Source organism: Candidatus Bathyarchaeia archaeon (genome assembly GCA_038873195.1).
GTDB lineage: Archaea > Thermoproteota > Bathyarchaeia > Bathyarchaeales > Bathycorpusculaceae > DSLH01.
Genome location: JAVZEV010000001.1, coordinates 349389 through 367255 on the forward strand (window position 1 = coordinate 349389; position 17867 = coordinate 367255).

Here is a 17867-nt window from a genome sequence, read left to right on the forward strand (position 1 = left end):
CCTTAGATGTGTGTTTTTGGTTTGTGTCGGAGTTTTCTTTTTTTCTTTTCTGGCCAGATTATCATTGCTATGATGGTTATGGTTATGATTGTTATGGGGATTGCGGGGTTTATGACCATGTATCCTAGGTAGGGTATTCGGTATAGGAGTCGTCCGTGGATGTTTTGTGGGTATACTGTGTATGTGTCTTCTATTTCGTTTGCGTCTCCTTTGGTTTTGAAGGTTAGTGTTCCGTTTGGTAGGGGTTGGATTCTGATTACGCGGTGGACTGTTCTGCCCATGCCTTGTGTTGGGGGGTCGAAGACGATTATGTCGCCGATGTTGATTTCTTCTGGTTTTACTCCTTTTATTACTAGTAAATCGCCTACTTCGAGTGCTGGAGTCATGCTTCCGCTGTCTATTGCTACGAGTGGTGTGTCTGTGGCGAGGGATAGGCGTAGTCCAACGTATATGAGGACGACTGAAAGGATTACTGCTGCTAGGAAAAGAGCGTCTTTGAGGTAGCTCTTTTTCCTGTGCCTCGTTTCCATTGCGTGTTGCGCTTCCGGTTTAGCTTTCTAGCCCGTATTTTTTCCTTATGAAAGCTGGTTCTTTGATTAGGGAGTCGACTGCTAGGATGAGTACAACATAGCCGATTATTTGGAAGGTGAGGGCTATCCACCATACTGAGGTTGAGGCGACTAGTGGGTCTGGCCATAGGAAGAAGAGCGTGCCTATTTGGAATGTTATTGGGCCGAGGAGGCTCCAGCCTGTTTTGTAGAAGTAGTAGCCTAGGAATAGGCCTGCGGCGAAGACTGTTAGGATGTTTAGGAAGATGAAGGTTACTAGGCTTTGTGTGGACATGGCTAGGAGATTTTTGATTGATATTTGGTCGCCTATTCGTGCGATGCAGAACATTATTGATGATGCGTATAGGGATGTGAAGAATCCGTAGTGTCGGGTTAGGTTTCTGAAGATGTTTCCTCTGAAGATGGCTTCGTATGCTAGGCTGAAGATTGCTGCGTAGGCGATGCCGTAGACTATTCTGTATGCGATTCGTAGGGGTGTTTGGAAGTATTCTGTTAGTGAGTAGCCGTCGGTGATGTTGCCTGTTGACATGACTGCGGTTATGCCGGGGGCTAGGAGCATGAATATGTAGATTAGGATGCATGCTATGCTTATTGTGATGGTTTTCTTTATGTTGATGGTTGTGGGTTTTCTGAAGCCTTCTCTTTTGAATGTGGATTTTCTTAGTATTACGGTTGCTGCGTATATGGCCATGAATGTGCAGGGGATAATTAGGAAGAGTATTATGTCGAATGGGTATGTTGGTCTTATTGTTTCCAGTGCCAGCCAGTAAACTTGCCACATGGCGAATACTGCTATGAAGAGCAGGATTGCTGTTAGTGTATCTGCGGTTCGGGAGGGTTTTGGTTCTGTTGTCATTAGTCTTCCTCTGTTTCGATTGTTTTTTGTTCTTTGGCTGTTTTGAGTTGGGACGGGGTGACGTTGTATTCGTATCGTGTGTTGGCGTCGAGTAGGTAGAATGTGTGGGTTGGTTCTGTGGTTGGGGTTGTTGGTGGTTTTTGGTAGTGGATTATTGGTTTTGTTAGCATATCGGCGATTTTTACTAGGTCTTCGAGTGTTTTGAGTGTGACTGTTGTTTGTTCGTGTGGTGGTGGTTCTTCGGCTGCTTCGATTATTATGTCTTCGTAGGGTTCTCTGAGTTCTTTGATTAGTTCTTCAGCGACTGATGGCGGAGTTGGTTGTTTGGTTTTGAGGTGGAAGTATGCTGAGATTATTAGTCCGCCGATGGCGATTGCGGTTATGCCGTAGGAGGCGAGTTGTTGGATTTTTGCGTTGTCGTTGGTGATTGTTTGGGTTTCGGTGATTTCTCCGTTTTTTGTGGTTTGAAGATCTTGAGCTTGTATTATGTTTCCTTCTGGTGCTCCGCTTAGGAATGCGAGGGTTAGGGTTGCTGTGAATGGTTCGTTGATTATGCCTGCTGGAGTTTCTGCGGTTAGGATTATGCTTGTCATTATTGTCATGTTGAAGTTGCCTGTGGATACGCCTATTTCTTCGCTGTTGATTTTGGCGACGAATGCTTGGATGGATTTTACGTCTATTGTGGTTATTTCGGCGGTGATGGTTGTTGTGTCTGAGTTGTTGGTTACTGTTTTTTGTGGCGTGGTGAAGTTTTGTTTTATCCATCTTGCGGTGACTATGTAGCCGGTTGTTGCGTATTTTATGGTGGTGTTTGCGGTTAGGGTGCTTTCGAAGGTGTATGTGAATGTGATGTTGAGGTGTTCGGTTATAAATATGTAGATTGGTCCGTCGTTGGGTCCGATGGTTGATTTGTTGTCGTATATGTAGTTGGGTTGTTTGAGTTTGGCTATGTAGTCGTATGTTAGGTCTTGTGTGTAGTTGCATAGGGTTTCGGTTTGGGTTTCTTGTGTTGGGATTTGGAATGCGTATGTGAGGAAGATGAGTGATGCGATTGTGAGTAGGGTGAAAAAGATTAATAATATCTTGGTTTTTGTGCGTGACAATTTTTTTCCCTTCGTTGGTGGTTTGTTAACCACGTATTAAGCCAAATATATATGCGTTGTGAAGTGTAATGTTGCTTGTGTGGGGTCACTTTTCCAGCCTTCCATTTCTGTCATGGCAGTTGTTGTTGTGGTGGTTTCGTATGTGGGTGGGTTGAAGCGGTATTCTTCGGGGACTTGTTCTCCTTTTAGTGTGTATTCGATGTGGTAGGTTATTGTTAGTTGGTTGTTTTGGTTTAGTTTTTGTCCGGTTGCGGTGGTGATGTTTGGGATTGTGATAAGTAGGGTTTGGGTTGTTGGGTCGTGGTTTATTGTGTATTGGGTTTCGTCGATTGGGATTGTTGTTTCTGTTGTTATTAGTGTTGCTGTGAGTTGTTGTGTCCATTGCCAGTTGTTGGGTATGGTTGTGTTTATTGTTAGTGCGTTGATTGGGGTTTGTGCGGTGTTTGTTATGGTTGTGAGAATTTGCAGCGTTGCTGGGTCTGTGTCGAGGATTGTTTTGTTTTCACTGTTTACGATTATTGTGATGTCGTTGTTCGCGGCGTTTATGAGCTGAATGTCGGTGGTGATTGTTGGTTTTGGTGTTGTGGCTAGTGTTAGTTGGGTGGTTATTTGGTCGTGGAATGCGCCGTAACCTACGGTTGCCATAATCATTATAAAAAGAGGCATTGTTAAGACTATGAGTGTGCGTTTTTGTTGGTTTTTTCTTGTTTTCATTTTTTTATCACTAATTGTTTGGTTTGGTTTTTCTTATAAGTGATATTCTCGTGGTAAAAGGTTTTGTTAGTTTTATGGGGGGCTTTCCCATGTGTAGCTGGATATTGTTGGTGGGTTGTCGCAGCACATTGTTGATGTAATGGTTAGGCATATTTTGAGTTTGAAGCCTTTGCAGGTGTTGAGGTCGATGTTTTTTGGTAGTTTTAGGAATATCCACATTATCATTGTGTTTTTGGTGTGTGGTCCGTAGGCTTCGAGGGTTACTGGTCCTGTGATGTTGCCTGGTGGTGGTGGAGCGACTTGCCATGGTTGGTTGGGGTTGAGTTTGACCCATGCGTAGACGTTTTGTGGGACGTCGGTTGGTGACCATCCGTATGAGGTTCCGTCTATTACTTGTCCGTAGTAGTATTCTTGGTGGATGAAGTATTGCCATACGCCGTTGGGGTCGTAGACGTTGAATGTGGGTCCGTCAATGCATACTGGAACGGGTGCGAAGTTTTGGATTTTTAGTCCTATCCAGCAGTACCAGCCTGGGAAGACTTTGGTGCTGATTGAGATTGTTTTTGTTGGCATTTGGCAGTCTGGTGGCCATTTGCTGATATAGACATCGCAGGGGGTGAGGATTTTGTAGCTTATTATTTTTGTGTCGAGGCGTCCGACTTTGAGTTTGTATTGTTTGGTGATTGTGTCGTACCAGTGTGCGGCGCCTACGCTGACGATTGGAATGAGTAGTAAGGGGATTACGAGGAGTGTGAGCATTTTGGTTTTTGGTGTTTGCATTTTTATTCCTCCTGTGGGTAGGTTGCGATTATTGCGACTCTGATGCTGAAGCTTGTGCCTGCTAGGTCTGGGCGGTCTTGGGCGTCGAAGTAGAGGTTTTGTTTGTTGTAGATTTGTGTGCATGGTATCCATTGGTAGTCTGGGGGCATTGGGGTGTCGTCTGGTGTATCCCATGTTTGGTCTGGTCCTGGGTCTAGGTAGAATGCGCCTGTGTATTTTATGCGGAATAATGCGTAGAGGTCTTGTTCTGTGCATTCTATCCAGTTGCCTGTTTGTGGGTCTTCGTAGTAGAGTGTGTAGTTGACTGTGGCTACCCATGATTCTGTTATGGCTTTGTTGTGGATTTGGCTGATTAGTGTGAGGTTCCATCCTGGGAATAGGGCTTCGTCTGTGAATGAGATGTCTTTTCCGCCTTCTTCCCATAGGAGTTGACAGCCGAGTCCGTTGTAGTGTTGTATCCAGACGTTGATGATTTCGATGTTGTATTCGGCTGCTTCTAGTTCTGCGGTTGTTGTGATTTGGTCTGTCCATGCTGCGTAGCCTAGGCTGCCTAGGATTATGAGCATTAGGGGGATGACTAATAAAATTATTACTTGGATGTTTCGGTTGCTGTTGTGGTTGGTTCTTTTCAATTTTCCACTTTTCCCGACTTTTTATTATTTATTTATTGTTTAGCTCCCAAAAAAGGGGAAAATAAAGATAGGATATTACTTGCTTGCTAGCGACTCTCACCCATTTATGATGGTCATTGTGGTGGTGGTGCTGGCTTTTCCCACGTGTAGCTGCTTAATGGTCCTTCTGGTACGTACTGGAAGAACGGATACTTGCAGTCAATTCTGAACCAGTGACACTGAAGTTCTGGATACTCTTGTCCGATGAAGTGTATGTACTGAACAATCTTCACAGTCTCAGATGGTTTCAGAACGAACGTTGTTGGCTGTACCTGAACCCACTCACCGATGTCTTCCTTGAATATGTATGCTTTACTCCAATATTGGAAGTACGGATAGTTTGTGGTGTTCATTGGTATTGGGTCCCAGCATGGGTCACTCGCGTATGGTCCGCCGAATCTGAATTCTGGAATGTCCATTTTGACTGCGAGCGTTCCCTTATTGTGAACGAACATTTCTAATGTTAGCTCCCAGCATGGGAATATTGGGTTAGCGAGTATCTGTACGCCAACTACTTTGCTTACATTGTCGCATGGGTTCACACCCATTATGTTGTTAATTTGTAGTTCATCTCCAAACGTTACATTGTTGCAGTTTACATCATAGCTTGTTGTTCCCAAAACGTGCCATTTTTCAACTTCAACGCACACGCATCCAGCCTTCAGCTTGTACTGCTTGTAAATGTAGTCGTACCAGTGAGCAGCTGCAAATCCAACCATAGGAAGCAGCATAAGCGGCACTAACAAAGCAATAAACTTCTTGTTCATGATCTGTCAACCTCCTCCTTTCTCCATATTTGGGCTATCATCAGGCAAAGCAGCCCCGCGCGCGGACAAAGGCACTTCACCCTTTAACGGGGGCTCCCTGTTAGTCCCCCGGACACGGCATTACTTTAACGTGCCGCCGAGTCAGGCACGTAGGTTTCATCCGATGCGGTAGTTTACCCGCATACTATTTTTACCGCCTATCAGTATATAAGACCCTATGGAACAATGGACTAGAACAAAAGAATAGACCAAAAAGCCACACTTCTCCCAAAGCATTAACTAACTGTAAAAACCAAACATTCAACACAGCCCTAAAACCCGCCTCTTCAAAAAAACAAGCAAAAACCCACACAAAACCACAAAAAACACCACGCCAGCCAAAGAAGGAAACTCCAAAACTACGCTATACTTGAAAAAAACTCCGCCATCATCATTCACCGCAACATTCCCCACATTATCAAAAGCCACAACCTTAAACTCCACACGCGTACCATCCGCAAAACCCGGAATAACCCCCTCATAATCATTCAAGTAAACATGACTCATACCAACAACAACCCAATCCCCCGCACCCTCAACCCTAAACCACAAACTCACATTACAAACGCCACTCCCAAAATCCACAACACTAACGCTAACAGTAACATTCACAAAAGCCCCAACATCACCCGAAGGCACCCGCACCGGAACCCCAACCAAAGGCGCAACATCATCAACAAAAAACGCCCACAAAACATGCACACCATCCATAACCACACTAACCGGATTCTCACGCCTAACCACACCATCCAACAACCAATAATCAAAAGAAAACCCAACATCCGCAACCGCATGCACAAAAACAACCGAACCCTCAGTAAAATTATAAACCCCCGGCGCAGGCATAGTCGACCCCCCAGCACCAGCCATAACAGTCAACCCATAAACCGCAACATTAAAACGCCTAACCAAAGGATAACGGTCCACATTATCAGAACCCATAAAATATGCCGTGTCCCAAACTCCAGAATCATCAATCTCCGTAGCATTCGGATACCGCTCCAAAAAATCACTCCAAAAATTACCGCCAGAAGGAAAACCATCATCCCACACGTTAACCTCCGCATCAGAAACATCAAACTGCCAATGATTACCAACAAAATCATTATGAAAAAGGAAATTACCACCAGCAAGCCTCAAAGTCACACCGTACATGCTACTATTAGCCACAACATTCTCCTCAACAACGTTCCCACTAGAATGTGCCACATAAACCCCAAACGAATTATCCTCCACAACATTACCCTTAACCACATTACCATCAGAACCCGCATAAAGATAAACACCATAACCATTATCAAAAACACGATTACAACTCAAATTATTACCACTCGACCCGTAAAGCCTAACGCCATAAGTGCCACTGTTATGCGCAACCACATTACCAAAAAACGTGTTATTAGCTGAATTCGAAAACCAAACACCATACTCATTCCCAACAACACTATTATTACAAATCAAACAAAAATCAGCAAAATCCAACTTAACCCCACAAAACGGAGTAACAGGACCAACACCACTATTCCGCAAAGTAAAACCACAAACCGTCACATTATCAGCCTCAACCAAAACCACATGCCCATTTCCACCACCATCAACAACCGTGCTTTCCCAGCCCTCACCAACAAGCGAAACACTCTTGTTCACAACAACATTCTCAAAATAAACCCCAGCATACACAAGAACAGTGTCACCATTCTCAGCCGCATTAATCGCCTCTTGAATAGAACCAAAATCGCCGCCGACACCAACAGTGATTATTTTAGGGCTTTGTCCAGAAACAAACGCTTTCCACTCAAAGCAGAGGCTAACCAAAACAAGCGAAAGAAGCAACAACAGCAAAAGCACAACGCGCTTTCTCGTTTTCACGGCATCATCAACATTCCTAACCAAACGCAAATTCTTATCACTTGCGGAATAAACCAATAGAAGCAAGTTATAGAAGAAAGTTTCAGAAAATAGTTATCGAACTTAATTCAATTAATGTGTTTTGGACGACTGAGAAAGGAGAAGCGTATCGCAAGACGTAATATTTATTACTCTCCACACCAACTGTATACAACACCAACAAAAATACACACGAAAAAGGGGAGAAAAAAACCAAATGCAAAAAACCATCCCCATAACACTCACCACAACATTACTCGCACTCCTAGCCACATCCCTAGCCGCAATCTACCTATCCGTCCCACTAAGCAACACAGGAACAATAGTCGCCCACGGAGTCAAAGTATACCTAGACGACAAAACAACAGAAAGCTACACAATAACATGGGGCGAAATCCGCGTAAACCAAACCCTCACAAACTACAGATGGATATACAACAACAGCACCATAACAACACCCGCAAACCTCACATGGCACCACAACGCACCAGCATACCTCACACTAAAAATGTACCAGCAACTACCAAACCAAACATGGCAAGAACTCCAACAAGGACAACAAACAACCATCAACCAAGCACAATGGCTACACGTAAAATTCGAACTCACAACCCAACCAGACGCAATCAACCACCAAGGCGCATTCACATTCAACATATTCATCGAGCTGGCTTAAAATGCACAAAACAGCCGCTCTCACCACAATCTTCCTAATTTTTGCCCTAGCACAATCCAGCTTCCAAACCCAAATAACAAACACAGGAACAATCATAGGCGACACCACAACCATAATCTTCGAAAACGGCTTCGAAGAAGGAAACTTCTCCGCATGGACTTACGTCCAAGTGTACCAAGGACAATCCTTCACATGCGTCACAGCAACAAACCAAACCACACCACCACACCACGGCAACTACCAAGCCAAAGCAATCATAAACGGCTCACTCCTATCCACATCCGCATACGCATACAAAGACCTACCCACAACGCCAGCAACAATAAGCCTCCGCTTCTACGTCTACCTCTCCACATACTACGCACCATGGCAACCACACGAAACCTACCTCGGCACAATAGCCTCAAACGAAAACATACTCTGCCAAATAGGCCTAACAGAAACCAACGCCGAACTCGTATTCATAGCATACCACTCAGGCTACACAGTCATAATCTACAGCAACCAGAACCTCACAACCAACACATGGCACTGCATAGAAATACAACGCACACAACACCCAACAAACGGCGAATACCACGCATGGCTCGACGGAACAGAACTCACAGAATTCCGCCTAACCAACGTAGACACCTCAAGCCACACAGCCAACAGAATCTACATAGCAAACTACCACGGCTGCGCCTACCACCCACCAAACCAAGTCACATTCTACACAGACTGCATAAAAGTCGCAAACACCTACATAGGACCAGAATAACACACAAAATAGGTCTAAAAACTAGACCAAAAGACTAGACCAAACGTTCTATACCCTTTATATGCAAAGACAACAAACTATAATATCCTTCCCTCAAAAACAAAAAAGGGCTAAACTCCTTGTCCACAAAACTAGAAAAAATAATAGACACACTCAAAGACAACGTATGGCACAACATAGACGAAATCACCCAAAAACTAGAAATCCCAAAAGACAAAGCCCAAAAAATAATCGCCTTCCTAACCGAAACAGACTTAATACAGCATAATCCTGCAACAAACCAAATAAAACTAAACCAAAACTGGAAAACCCTAATAATAAACCAACAAGAACAAAACCCAGAAAACGCTCAAGCACAACAACAAACCACTGCAGTCGGCACAATAATTATCCCACCGCAACAAACCCTCCTAATCCAATGCACACGCATAACAAACCTAACAGACACCAGCCTAGAACTAGAAATCCGCATAAACAAAAAAATCAACGAAATAGCCATAAACAAAATCAAATAGACAACAAATCATCAGCCTTACGCAAAACTTGAAGCAACTCACGCCCCTTAACCGTAGTCCTATACAAAACCAAACCATCCGGATTACCATCCACACACTCAACCAAACCCGACTCAACCAACTCCTGCAAATAACGATTAAACCGCGCAAAATTCAAATTACAACGATACATCAACCGCGTCTTATTAACACCACTCAAAGCCTCACTTAAAATATCACAAATCACTTCCGAACGACTCCTCCTCCGCCTTCTCTCCTCCATACCCTTCTCCACTCTGAATCCGCATCAGAACAGCAAACAACCAGATAAATAATTTATGCACACAATCGCTAATAAAATTAACTGCACCAGTCTTCTATAAAACAAATTATAACACACGCCCATTTCAAAAATCAACAAAAAAGCCCACAAACTTTTCAATTAAAACCACCCAAAAACAGCAGCCCTAAAAAGCCTATTCCAAAAAACCAATTCCAAAACCACCATTTCAACGCAAAAATAGCTTAAATCCAACCTAATTCCCGTTTCTGCTTGAGGAATGAGCCGCACATGGCAAACGTGTCAACCGAAGATGTCCGCGACGTAATAAACATCACACCCGCAGAAATCCCAGACGAAAAAATCCAAAAAATGATAAAACGCGCAGAAGTCACACTTGAACTCGAACTAAACAAAAAAATCGACCCCAACAACTGCACAGACGCAGAAAAAGAATTCATCACACTCCTAGCCGCAACATACGCAATCTGCTACCTAACAGGCGGCTCAGCAGTAGGCCTAAACTTCACAATAGGCGACCAAAACACCAGCCTAGCAAACAACACCCCACCACTAGACGTTCTACAAACAGAACTCAACCGCATACTAACCCACCTAAAACCAACACACGTGAGGCAAGCATAATGCAAGTCCCAGAAAACTACTACCAATTCATAATAGACCATGCACCATACATTTACGTTACACCACCAGACACTCCAGACCCACAATGGGGACGCGCAGCCTTCGCAGCCGCCTTCGCAATCGACTTCCTCACCGAAGCCTACACAAAACCACAGTTCGAAAACCGAACAACAGAAATCCACAACAAAATAACAAATCTAGCCAACTGGATTCTAACCCAACAATGCACAGACACAGATGAACTCGCATACGGCGGATTCAAAAGCAACGAAAACAGCACATACTACTACGCCATTGATGCTTGCCTTTTTGAGTTGGACAGCGGAAAAGAAGTTAACGCCGAGCTTTATCCGACTCTAAACTTCTATGTCCGACGTGACAATAGTTTTAACGGAAACTTAAACGTAATCCTCTATGACACAGCAAGCAAAATGGCAACTCAGATGGTTACGATTGGAGCCAGCGAATGGTTCAGAAAAGAGTTAGGAGTTGGAGCCAAAAACACTGATTATTGGCAGGTTCAAAGCGGCTTCGACTGGACTCACGTGACGGCTGTTCGCTTTGACTGCTGGTTTACGGGGTCTGGCACTGGCAGCTTCTGGGTTGATGGCTTAAATTTTGGCGGTCGCAGATACAGTAGCGTTCAAGAAGACGCTGCAAGCCAGAACGCGTATGGTTTAAGAGAGCTTGTAGAGGTTGACGAGGAGCTTTACAGTGACAACGAATGTGCCCTGCGGGCTAAGGCGTTGCTGGCTTATCTGAAAGACCCAGCAGAATATTTGACAATTCGAAGTACAGTCATAGACTACGGCAACACGCCGCTCTTGCCTGGAGACAAAATCCACGTTACATTGCCGAACGAGAATGTTGACGCTGACTTTCGAATTTTAAGCGTTGAATACCATGTTGACGCAAAAACGCAGACGCTTGAGATAACAATGGAACTTGGACGCGAAACGCCTTTACTAGCAGATTACCTATTTGCCTTACGCAGTAAAACTGACCATTTAAGTCGCTACAAAATTGCGAGGCTGATTTAGCCGTGGATAAGGCGTTTAGGCGAACGGTTGTGGAGGTCCGTGAAGATTTGCATCGTGAAATTAGAAAGTTGGCATTGTTGAATGATTTGCGAATTTACGAGTTAACAAACGCCATAATCGAAGAAACATTAAAAGACCAAGAAAAAATCAAAGCCATAATCAAGAAACTAAAAATTCGCTAAACACAAACCGAGTTCTGTTTTGTCTTTACAACCGATTTTCAATCTTGAGTGTAAATTCATAATTGATTTTAAAGAGTTAAAGAGTAGCAATTCATGGGCGATTGCATGCGACAAATACCTACGGGCATTGATGGCTTAGACAAAATGTTAAATGGCGGCTTACCTGCAGGACGCTCAATTCTTCTCATTGGTAATCCAGGCTCTGGGAAAACCATCCTAAGCTTTCAGTTCTTATGTTACGGTGCAATCCATAACGAGCCCGGCTTGTACGTTTCGCTTGATGAAGACATAAAACTTCTAAAAGAAGAGTTAGCTGGTTTCGATTGGAACATTAATAAACTGGAAGAAACTCGCAAGTTAGCGCTTATTGATGCTTCTCCTGTAAGGCATATTCCTGGAGAAGTCAAAATTGGCGATTACCGAATCGGCAAAAGAGATTTCAGTCTTTTCAGCCTATTAGAAATTATCAGAAGCCACGCTGAAAAAATAAACGCCAAACGCATAGTCATCGACCCTCTTGCCAGTTTAATCCTTCAATATGAAAATACCGCAGAAAGACGAAATGCAACGTTGGACTTGCTTGAGGCTCTTGCAAAACTGGGAACAACCAACATAATTACCACAGAGCTTAAGGCGTTAACTTTGCAGAGGGAAGTGCTTGTAGAAGAGTTTTTGTCGCATGGAGTCATAGTGCTTCATTCGTGGAGAAGCCAATTTCTCGCTCATGGCGGCATACAAATAGAGAAAATGCGCGGAATCGCCCATGACAACCAAATTCGCCCATACAAGATAACCAGCAAAGGCATCGAAGTCTTCGCAGAAGAAGAGCCTCTAGTTGATGTGGACAAGACAGCTTTTGTTCCACAACGTTCTCCCTAAACAAGAAACACTATTCCACGTTTTTCGTCTATTTCAAAATCAATCCATTTGTCAGAAGGCTTTCTTCCACGCATCTTCTTAACATGCAACCTACGAACCCTCTTTCCCTTAATAGTATTCACATCCAACTCAATCACACAGTCAACAAACTCCTCAAGACGATTCACCAAACTCGGCTCAATCGTTTCCTTGCCTACAGTAAAAACAAAAGTGCCATTCACTCCTTTAATGCGTGCACTACGGTCTTGCAAAAACTCAACAACTTTCGAAGGGTCAACATGCGTTAAAAGTGGAACAACCGAATCAAAGAAAACTTTCGGCGAACCTCCAGCCTCACCTGTCACTTGCGACATTATTATTCCCAGATCAGCTAACGAAAACGGTTGAGCCAACGAGTACTTTTCTTTACTGCTGACTTTTGCTATAGAAGAGAAGCAGTCGATGAATAGAAACTTCTTTTTCTCTTCATAGTCAGACATGTCAAGATGAAATTTTTTCATGTCTTCTCTAACTTCATTCGGAAAACAGTCATAATTAACATAAATGCAAGTATTTCCTTCCTTCAAAAAAGAATACGCCAATTCTTGGCATAAAGTGCTCTTTCCCGAACCAGGCATGCCAGTGACCAAAACAGAGAAGGAATCAGGTATGCCTCCGTCAGTTATCTCCTTGAAATAGTCAAATCCTCTTGCATTTTTGCCAGAGTTTCGCCTTTTCCACAAAACTCCTCCAAAAAACAGTATTAAAGGCGGAATAACCAGTAGAAACCAAATCCAATTTATGCTTGGTGGAGCCGAAGTGTCGCTGTCTTCGCTTATTGTTATTGTTTGAACTGCTTCTTTGTATCCGCCGTTGTTGTCGATTAATGTTAAAGTCACGTTAAAAGTCCCGGAGCTGGTGTAAACATGTGTTATCATTGGATTGCTGGTTTCTGTTACGTTGCCATCGCCAAAATTCCAAACATAACTCACTATTACACCATCTTGGTCATAACAGCCAGACGCGTCAAAAACCACCACTTCATCCTTTTTTGGTTGTGCAGGTATTATTGTTATGGAGGCTAAAGGTAGACGGTTAAGCACAGTCACGAACTGAGTGGTAATGTTTGAGGCGCCATCATTGTCTATGACATTAAGTTTTACAGAGTAAATTCCAGTGTGCGCATAAGAGTGGTTCACGGTTGCGCCGACAGCATTTGTTTCGTCATCAAAATCCCAATAATAACTAACTATTGTGCCGTCTGGGTCAAAACTAGTGCTTGCGTTGAAGAGTATGGTTTCGCCAGTGTAGACGATTTGGGCAGATTTTGTGAACTGCGCAATTGGCGGTCTGTTTTGGATTGTGATTGCGCTTTGCAATGTGCTTTTTAATCCTTCGTTGTCTGTTACTGTAAGCGTTACAGTGTATGTTCCATTGTCAGCGTAGACGTGATTTGCAGTTATGCCCGTGGCGTTTGCGCCGTCTCCAAAATCCCAAAAGTAATCTGTTACTGTTCCGTCTAGGTCATAACTGTTTGTGGCGTTGAATGTTACGCTCTCCTGCGTTAATGGTGTGGCTGGTGTGAACGTGAAGTTTGCAGTTGGCGGAGTCTTAACAAGTGCGTAGATATACTGGTTTTCTGTTGTTGTTCGTCCAGCCAAACTCGTTATAGTCGCTGTTACAGTGAAGTTGTGAATGCCAGAAACATATGGTGCTGTAACATTAAATTCTATATAGTTCTGTGCCATAGAAGTGTTTAATGCATATTTCAGGACATCTTTTGTAAAGTCCCATTTGAGCTTGTCCACACCATTCTCGTTATAATAAGTTACCACATCACCGTAAGGAAGGTAAGCAGAGCCAGGGGTGTATGTCCATCCTTGTGGCAGTGTTATGTTTACAGTAGCGTAGTTTATTCCTTGCGAATTTCTTGACATTGTTATGGGTATCAACCTAATGCGTGTTGGCAAGCCAGCAATTATTGTTCTGTCTTCGTTGAAAAGCCATTCTGGATTTGGGTGTGCATGGTTCTCGTCTGTTGGATTTGTTGTCAAGTTAAAGTCTGCGCGAAACAGTGTTGTGGCGGCGTTGTCGTGTCCGCTATGCGATGTGTAAAGTGGCGAGGTTAGCCATTGTGTGCCATCGTAGGCTTGCAGGCAGTAGGTTGTTACTATTCCATCATTGTTTACGGAGTACACGGGTACTTCAATCCATGTTACGATAAGAGATTTAGCTGGCACGTTTACTGTGATGCTTCCAGGCGAGTATTCCCAGTAGATTGTTTTGTCGTCTGGGTTATAGGTTGTTGGTGACGCGGTAAAGTAGCGCGTGTCATAGCACCGTACGTTTCTGGCTACGTCAATTATTTTTGCAGTGGCGTTATACAGCCATCTTAAGCCCGTCACGGTTATAGGCGCGTTTGTTGGGTTATATAGCACGGCTTGGTAGAACCATCCTGACGGGTCGATGTCGTCTAGTCTTGCGAAGCTGGCGGCTTCAGCATACACCTGTAGCGTAGTAGTGTCAGCATTTACGATGGTGGGCGTTTTGAGGTTGAGAATTTGCAGAAAAGCCAAAAACAGAAGTAAGCATAGTGTTATTTTCTGTAACTTTTTGTTTTTTGTAAGTTTGCTGTTTTTCATGTTTTGTTTTTCCTCTTTTATGCAGGTGATTAAGCATAGTTTAGCGACTAGTCTCTGGAATAGTGCTGTTTTTGGCTTCAGATTCGAAACTCATGAGTTCAGCGATTTCATTGTTGCTTGTTCAATAAAATGTTATGAATCTGCAGTCTTGATTTTGAATCTGAACGCATAAGTGGAACAATTGTGCTTATTGTGATGGCGGCGGCGGTGGCGTTTTGGCGTTTACGTGTTCGATGAGAAGGAGTATGCCGAAGATTATGAAGAGTGTGCCTACTATAAAGCGTAGTAGTGGTTCCCATGCGATTGCGAGGACGCCGAAGACTATGCAGAGAACTGCGAGGACTGGTTTGCTTATGCTTACGCCTATTCTTCTTAAGCCATTGTCTAGGATTTCTGTCATTTCCTGTTTTTCGCCCCAGATTGGACTGGGCTGACAGCGAATATTTAAGGGTGCGTGCGTAGGCGGTTTTGACGTATAATTTGTTTGGGGAATGTTTGTGTTTGGTGTTTTAGAGCCATTTTGTTTTGATTTCTTTGATGGTTTTCAAGTGGGGGTCGTCTGTTATGCATGTGGCTTTTAGGTGTTGGGTTGTGGCGGCTATTATGCTGTCTGCCATTGGAATTTTGTGTTTGTGTCTTATTTCTGCCGAGGTTTTTGCGATTTGTGTGTTTACGTCTATTGTTTTGAAGTCTTTTTCTAGGAGTTCTGTTCTTAGTTTCGCGGTTTCGCGTCCTTCTTTTTGTAGTGTGAGTTGGTAGATTTCGTGGATTGTTATGGTTGAGATGTGTTTTTGTTTGGTGTTTCGTATTGTTTGTGTTGTTTTTTGTAGAGTCGCTTTGTCTTTGGAGTAGTAGTGTTCTATGAAGAATCTTGTGTCGAATACTGTTTTAGGCATCTTCTTCCCTTAGCTTGTCTAGGAAGTGTTTCATTTCTTCTGGGGTTGCGTGTTTTGCTCCTGAGCCGGCGAGGTCGGTGGTTGATTTTTTGGGTTTGAAGAGTATGCCTTCTGGGGTTTCGATGACTTCGAGGCGTGTTCCTTCTTGGATTTTGTGTTTTTTGCGGAGTTCTGCTGGGATTGTGGTTTGGCCTTTTCTGGTTACTATTACTTCTTCGGTTTTCATTTTTGGTCTCTCTGTAGTACTTTTTGTTGGTAGTACATATAAGGGTTCCTACTGGTAATGACCATGTTATTTGGGAAGATTACACGATAGAAGGGTTAGCATACCAATTGTGGATGTTAAGTGTTTGGAGTGCAATTTGGCGTTTTAGTATTTGTGTTTTGTCCATCCGCGTTTGATTGCTGTCCAGACTATTATGGCGATTAGTGCGATGAATAGGGCTATTTCTGTGGGTGTTAGCCACCATAGTAGCCAGTAGGCTGCTGGGGCGAAGTTTAGGTACCATGCGCCTCGGATTGCCCAGTCTAAGCCTCCTTCGCGTTGCATTTCTGTGCGTAGGTTGTTGATGCTTTTGTCGTACCAGTCTTCTACTAGGATTGGGTTGGTGTTGTTTTGTGCCATTTGTTGGTAGGCTGTTTTGTAGCTGTTTATTCTGTTGGTTAGTTGGCGGAAGTAGTCTTGTTGGGCGGCGAGGCTGTTTTCGTAGTTTTGTTCCCAGTACCATGGGCTGCTGTAGGTTGTGTTGTAATCGTAGGCGTTGAATGTTGTGTTCATTTGTGTCCAGATTGTGTTGATTTGGTCTTCTATTCCTTCGAATGTGGCTTGGTCCATTGCCATGGTGACGTGGGCTCCGAAGAGGCGGTTGTATTGTGCGATTGCTGGGAGGTAAACAGCGAATAGTGCGGCGGTGGGTATGGCTATTAAGAGGATGATTAGTAGTGTGATTGGGAGGATTATTTTCAATTTTGTTTTGCGGCTCCTTTTATTGTGATTGTGTGAAAAGCGGATTTAGGTGTTTCGGGCTTAGCCTATTCTGGATTGGTTTTTAAATTCACGAAAGTGGATATTATAGTGTTGAAAAGTTTGGCAGGAAAGGAGAATTCGCTTTCAATTTTTGAGGCTTTAATGGGAGAGTAAAAGTCTTAAGTTTCGCCTATCCATATTGTTTCTTTTAGGTTTCTGAAGTGTTCGTCGCCTGTTATTATTTTTGCGTTTAGGGTTTTTGCTGTTGCGAGTATTATGGCGTCGAAGAGGCTTGGGGGTTTGAGTTTTTCTTTTTTGGTTTTTTCTGTTAGTTGCATGTAGCATTTTGCGGATTCTATGGCTGTTTCTTTGTCTATTGAGGTTATTTCCGTAGTTTCTTCTATTGTTTTTAGGCGTTCGCTGATTGTTTGTTGTTTTGCGCCTTCGCGTAGGTATTTGCGGGCTATTTCTGCTAAGACAATGTCTGGTGTGTAGGTTTCTTCGGCGTTTTGGATGGTTTCTTTGGCTTTTTCGCCTCGGGTGCTTCCTATAAAGATTTCTATCCAAGCGTAAGAGTCAATCACTACTGTTTTCACCGCGGTCCTCCTCTGTGAAGGGTTTTATTTTGCCTTTGTCTATGCCGAATGTTTCATTGAGCCTTTTTTTGCGTTGTTGTGCTATGAAAAGTTTTATTGTTTCGTCTAAAGTTTGGGCTCCCAATTTTCTGCGTAGCTTCTCCAGCATTTTTAACGTGCTTTTTGAAACCCTAATTGTTGTTGCTTCGCTCACGCAGTTCACCATATACAAGTATGCAGTATACATGCATATAAATATACTGCAGACCATTGGAAAAGGTTTCTACCTTTATTTTGCTCCTCTTGCTCTTTTTACTGGTAAAACATCGAGGTTGGCTCTTATGAAAGCTTGCACTGGATGGACTCCAAGAGCTACATTACAGAATAATGATATTGCCAACTGGCTACCAAGCCTATCTCCTAGTGGAGTTACATTGCAATTTTGAAGAATTTCGTTTATTTCTTG

The 17867-nt window shown here is 43.4% G+C and carries 23 protein-coding genes; 7 read left to right on the forward strand and 16 right to left on the reverse strand.

All coding sequences use genetic code 11. From position 1 onward, the window contains the following. Positions 1-2: 2 nt before the first annotated feature. The 8 genes from QXW63_01930 to QXW63_01965 form a co-directional block, all read right to left on the reverse strand. Complete coding sequence (locus QXW63_01930) at positions 3-530, reverse strand: signal peptidase I (protein MEM3460659.1); 528 nt, start codon at positions 528-530, stop codon at positions 3-5. A gap of 19 nt (positions 531-549) precedes the next feature. Further along, on the reverse strand, positions 550-1425 hold the full coding sequence (locus QXW63_01935) for a CPBP family glutamic-type intramembrane protease (protein ID MEM3460660.1): 876 nt from the start codon (positions 1423-1425) through the stop codon (positions 550-552). Next, positions 1425-2528: a DUF5305 family protein gene (locus QXW63_01940; protein MEM3460661.1), complete on the reverse strand. Its 1104-nt coding sequence runs from the start codon at positions 2526-2528 to the stop codon at positions 1425-1427. Before QXW63_01940 ends, QXW63_01935 begins: the two co-directional genes overlap by 1 nt. Before the next feature lie 36 nt (positions 2529-2564). Next, on the reverse strand, positions 2565-3242 hold the full coding sequence (locus QXW63_01945; GenBank protein ID MEM3460662.1) for a hypothetical protein: 678 nt from the start codon (positions 3240-3242) through the stop codon (positions 2565-2567). Positions 3243-3314: 72 nt separating this feature from the next. Next, positions 3315-4022: a hypothetical protein gene (locus QXW63_01950; protein MEM3460663.1), complete on the reverse strand. Its 708-nt coding sequence runs from the start codon at positions 4020-4022 to the stop codon at positions 3315-3317. Between the two features lie 2 nt (positions 4023-4024). Then, positions 4025-4654, reverse strand: a complete 630-nt coding sequence (locus tag QXW63_01955) for a hypothetical protein (protein ID MEM3460664.1) — start codon at positions 4652-4654, stop codon at positions 4025-4027. A 113-nt stretch (positions 4655-4767) separates the two neighbouring features. Beyond that, the gene (locus QXW63_01960; GenBank protein MEM3460665.1) at positions 4768-5460 is read right to left on the reverse strand and encodes a hypothetical protein; all 693 of its coding nucleotides are present in this window, start codon (positions 5458-5460) and stop codon (positions 4768-4770) included. A gap of 300 nt (positions 5461-5760) precedes the next feature. Continuing rightward, positions 5761-7398, reverse strand: a complete 1638-nt coding sequence (locus tag QXW63_01965; GenBank protein MEM3460666.1) for a NosD domain-containing protein — start codon at positions 7396-7398, stop codon at positions 5761-5763. Between the two features lie 205 nt (positions 7399-7603). Between QXW63_01965 and QXW63_01970 the strand changes: the two genes are divergently transcribed. The 3 genes from QXW63_01970 to QXW63_01980 all read left to right on the forward strand — a co-directional run bounded on the left by QXW63_01970 (position 7604) and on the right by QXW63_01980 (position 9337). Next, positions 7604-8062 (forward strand): hypothetical protein, encoded by a 459-nt coding sequence (locus QXW63_01970; GenBank protein ID MEM3460667.1) that lies wholly within the window; start codon positions 7604-7606, stop codon positions 8060-8062. A 1-nt stretch (position 8063) separates the two neighbouring features. Then, positions 8064-8822, forward strand: a complete 759-nt coding sequence (locus QXW63_01975; protein MEM3460668.1) for a hypothetical protein — start codon at positions 8064-8066, stop codon at positions 8820-8822. Positions 8823-8941: 119 nt separating this feature from the next. Beyond that, the gene (locus QXW63_01980; protein ID MEM3460669.1) at positions 8942-9337 is read left to right on the forward strand and encodes a hypothetical protein; all 396 of its coding nucleotides are present in this window, start codon (positions 8942-8944) and stop codon (positions 9335-9337) included. Here the strand turns inward: QXW63_01980 and QXW63_01985 are convergent. Continuing rightward, complete coding sequence (locus QXW63_01985; GenBank protein MEM3460670.1) at positions 9330-9599, reverse strand: winged helix-turn-helix domain-containing protein; 270 nt, start codon at positions 9597-9599, stop codon at positions 9330-9332. The genes QXW63_01980 and QXW63_01985 overlap by 8 nt on opposite strands. A gap of 288 nt (positions 9600-9887) precedes the next feature. Here QXW63_01985 and QXW63_01990 point away from each other — a divergent pair, with 288 nt between their 5' ends. The 4 genes from QXW63_01990 to QXW63_02005 all read left to right on the forward strand — a co-directional run bounded on the left by QXW63_01990 (position 9888) and on the right by QXW63_02005 (position 12342). After that, complete coding sequence (locus tag QXW63_01990) at positions 9888-10241, forward strand: hypothetical protein (GenBank protein ID MEM3460671.1); 354 nt, start codon at positions 9888-9890, stop codon at positions 10239-10241. After that, complete coding sequence (locus tag QXW63_01995) at positions 10241-11281, forward strand: hypothetical protein (GenBank protein MEM3460672.1); 1041 nt, start codon at positions 10241-10243, stop codon at positions 11279-11281. Before QXW63_01990 ends, QXW63_01995 begins: the two co-directional genes overlap by 1 nt. 2 nt (positions 11282-11283) lie before the next feature. Next, positions 11284-11463 carry a hypothetical protein gene (locus tag QXW63_02000; GenBank protein ID MEM3460673.1) on the forward strand — a complete coding sequence of 60 codons (180 nt, stop codon included), beginning with the start codon at positions 11284-11286 and terminating at the stop codon, positions 11461-11463. A gap of 105 nt (positions 11464-11568) precedes the next feature. Next, positions 11569-12342, forward strand: coding sequence for an ATPase domain-containing protein (locus QXW63_02005; protein ID MEM3460674.1), 774 nt, complete (start codon positions 11569-11571; stop codon positions 12340-12342). On the opposite strand, the gene QXW63_02010 is transcribed toward QXW63_02005, so the two are convergent. The 7 genes from QXW63_02010 to QXW63_02040 form a co-directional block, all read right to left on the reverse strand. After that, positions 12339-14963 (reverse strand): PKD domain-containing protein, encoded by a 2625-nt coding sequence (locus tag QXW63_02010; GenBank protein MEM3460675.1) that lies wholly within the window; start codon positions 14961-14963, stop codon positions 12339-12341. The two genes, QXW63_02005 and QXW63_02010, sit on opposite strands and share 4 nt — an antisense overlap. A gap of 187 nt (positions 14964-15150) precedes the next feature. Continuing rightward, on the reverse strand, positions 15151-15363 hold the full coding sequence (locus QXW63_02015) for a hypothetical protein (GenBank protein MEM3460676.1): 213 nt from the start codon (positions 15361-15363) through the stop codon (positions 15151-15153). 109 nt (positions 15364-15472) lie between these two features. After that, positions 15473-15859 (reverse strand): PIN domain-containing protein, encoded by a 387-nt coding sequence (locus tag QXW63_02020; protein ID MEM3460677.1) that lies wholly within the window; start codon positions 15857-15859, stop codon positions 15473-15475. Next, a complete protein-coding gene (locus QXW63_02025) occupies positions 15852-16085 on the reverse strand; it encodes an AbrB/MazE/SpoVT family DNA-binding domain-containing protein (protein MEM3460678.1) in 234 nt (77 codons plus the stop codon). Before QXW63_02025 ends, QXW63_02020 begins: the two co-directional genes overlap by 8 nt. A gap of 144 nt (positions 16086-16229) precedes the next feature. Next, on the reverse strand, positions 16230-16826 hold the full coding sequence (locus tag QXW63_02030; protein MEM3460679.1) for a hypothetical protein: 597 nt from the start codon (positions 16824-16826) through the stop codon (positions 16230-16232). Positions 16827-17005: 179 nt separating this feature from the next. Beyond that, complete coding sequence (locus tag QXW63_02035) at positions 17006-17422, reverse strand: PIN domain-containing protein (GenBank protein ID MEM3460680.1); 417 nt, start codon at positions 17420-17422, stop codon at positions 17006-17008. After that, positions 17403-17615: a VapB-type antitoxin gene (locus tag QXW63_02040; GenBank protein ID MEM3460681.1), complete on the reverse strand. Its 213-nt coding sequence runs from the start codon at positions 17613-17615 to the stop codon at positions 17403-17405. Before QXW63_02040 ends, QXW63_02035 begins: the two co-directional genes overlap by 20 nt. Positions 17616-17867 lie beyond the last annotated feature (252 nt).

Coding starts and splice junctions, on each gene's coding strand:
- QXW63_01960 (MEM3460665.1), bottom strand. CDS start 5,460: ATGAACAAGAAGTTTATTGCTTTGTTAGTGCCGCTTATGCTGCTTCCT.
- QXW63_01990 (MEM3460671.1), top strand. CDS start 9,888: ATGGCAAACGTGTCAACCGAAGATGTCCGCGACGTAATAAACATCACA.
- QXW63_01995 (MEM3460672.1), top strand. CDS start 10,241: ATGCAAGTCCCAGAAAACTACTACCAATTCATAATAGACCATGCACCA.
- QXW63_02005 (MEM3460674.1), top strand. CDS start 11,569: ATGCGACAAATACCTACGGGCATTGATGGCTTAGACAAAATGTTAAAT.
- QXW63_01975 (MEM3460668.1), top strand. CDS start 8,064: ATGCACAAAACAGCCGCTCTCACCACAATCTTCCTAATTTTTGCCCTA.
- QXW63_01935 (MEM3460660.1), bottom strand. CDS start 1,425: ATGACAACAGAACCAAAACCCTCCCGAACCGCAGATACACTAACAGCA.
- QXW63_01985 (MEM3460670.1), bottom strand. CDS start 9,599: ATGGAGGAGAGAAGGCGGAGGAGGAGTCGTTCGGAAGTGATTTGTGAT.
- QXW63_02025 (MEM3460678.1), bottom strand. CDS start 16,085: ATGAAAACCGAAGAAGTAATAGTAACCAGAAAAGGCCAAACCACAATC.
- QXW63_01945 (MEM3460662.1), bottom strand. CDS start 3,242: ATGAAAACAAGAAAAAACCAACAAAAACGCACACTCATAGTCTTAACA.
- QXW63_01930 (MEM3460659.1), bottom strand. CDS start 530: ATGGAAACGAGGCACAGGAAAAAGAGCTACCTCAAAGACGCTCTTTTC.
- QXW63_02020 (MEM3460677.1), bottom strand. CDS start 15,859: ATGCCTAAAACAGTATTCGACACAAGATTCTTCATAGAACACTACTAC.
- QXW63_01950 (MEM3460663.1), bottom strand. CDS start 4,022: ATGCAAACACCAAAAACCAAAATGCTCACACTCCTCGTAATCCCCTTA.
- QXW63_02015 (MEM3460676.1), bottom strand. CDS start 15,363: ATGACAGAAATCCTAGACAATGGCTTAAGAAGAATAGGCGTAAGCATA.
- QXW63_02010 (MEM3460675.1), bottom strand. CDS start 14,963: ATGAAAAACAGCAAACTTACAAAAAACAAAAAGTTACAGAAAATAACA.
- QXW63_01970 (MEM3460667.1), top strand. CDS start 7,604: ATGCAAAAAACCATCCCCATAACACTCACCACAACATTACTCGCACTC.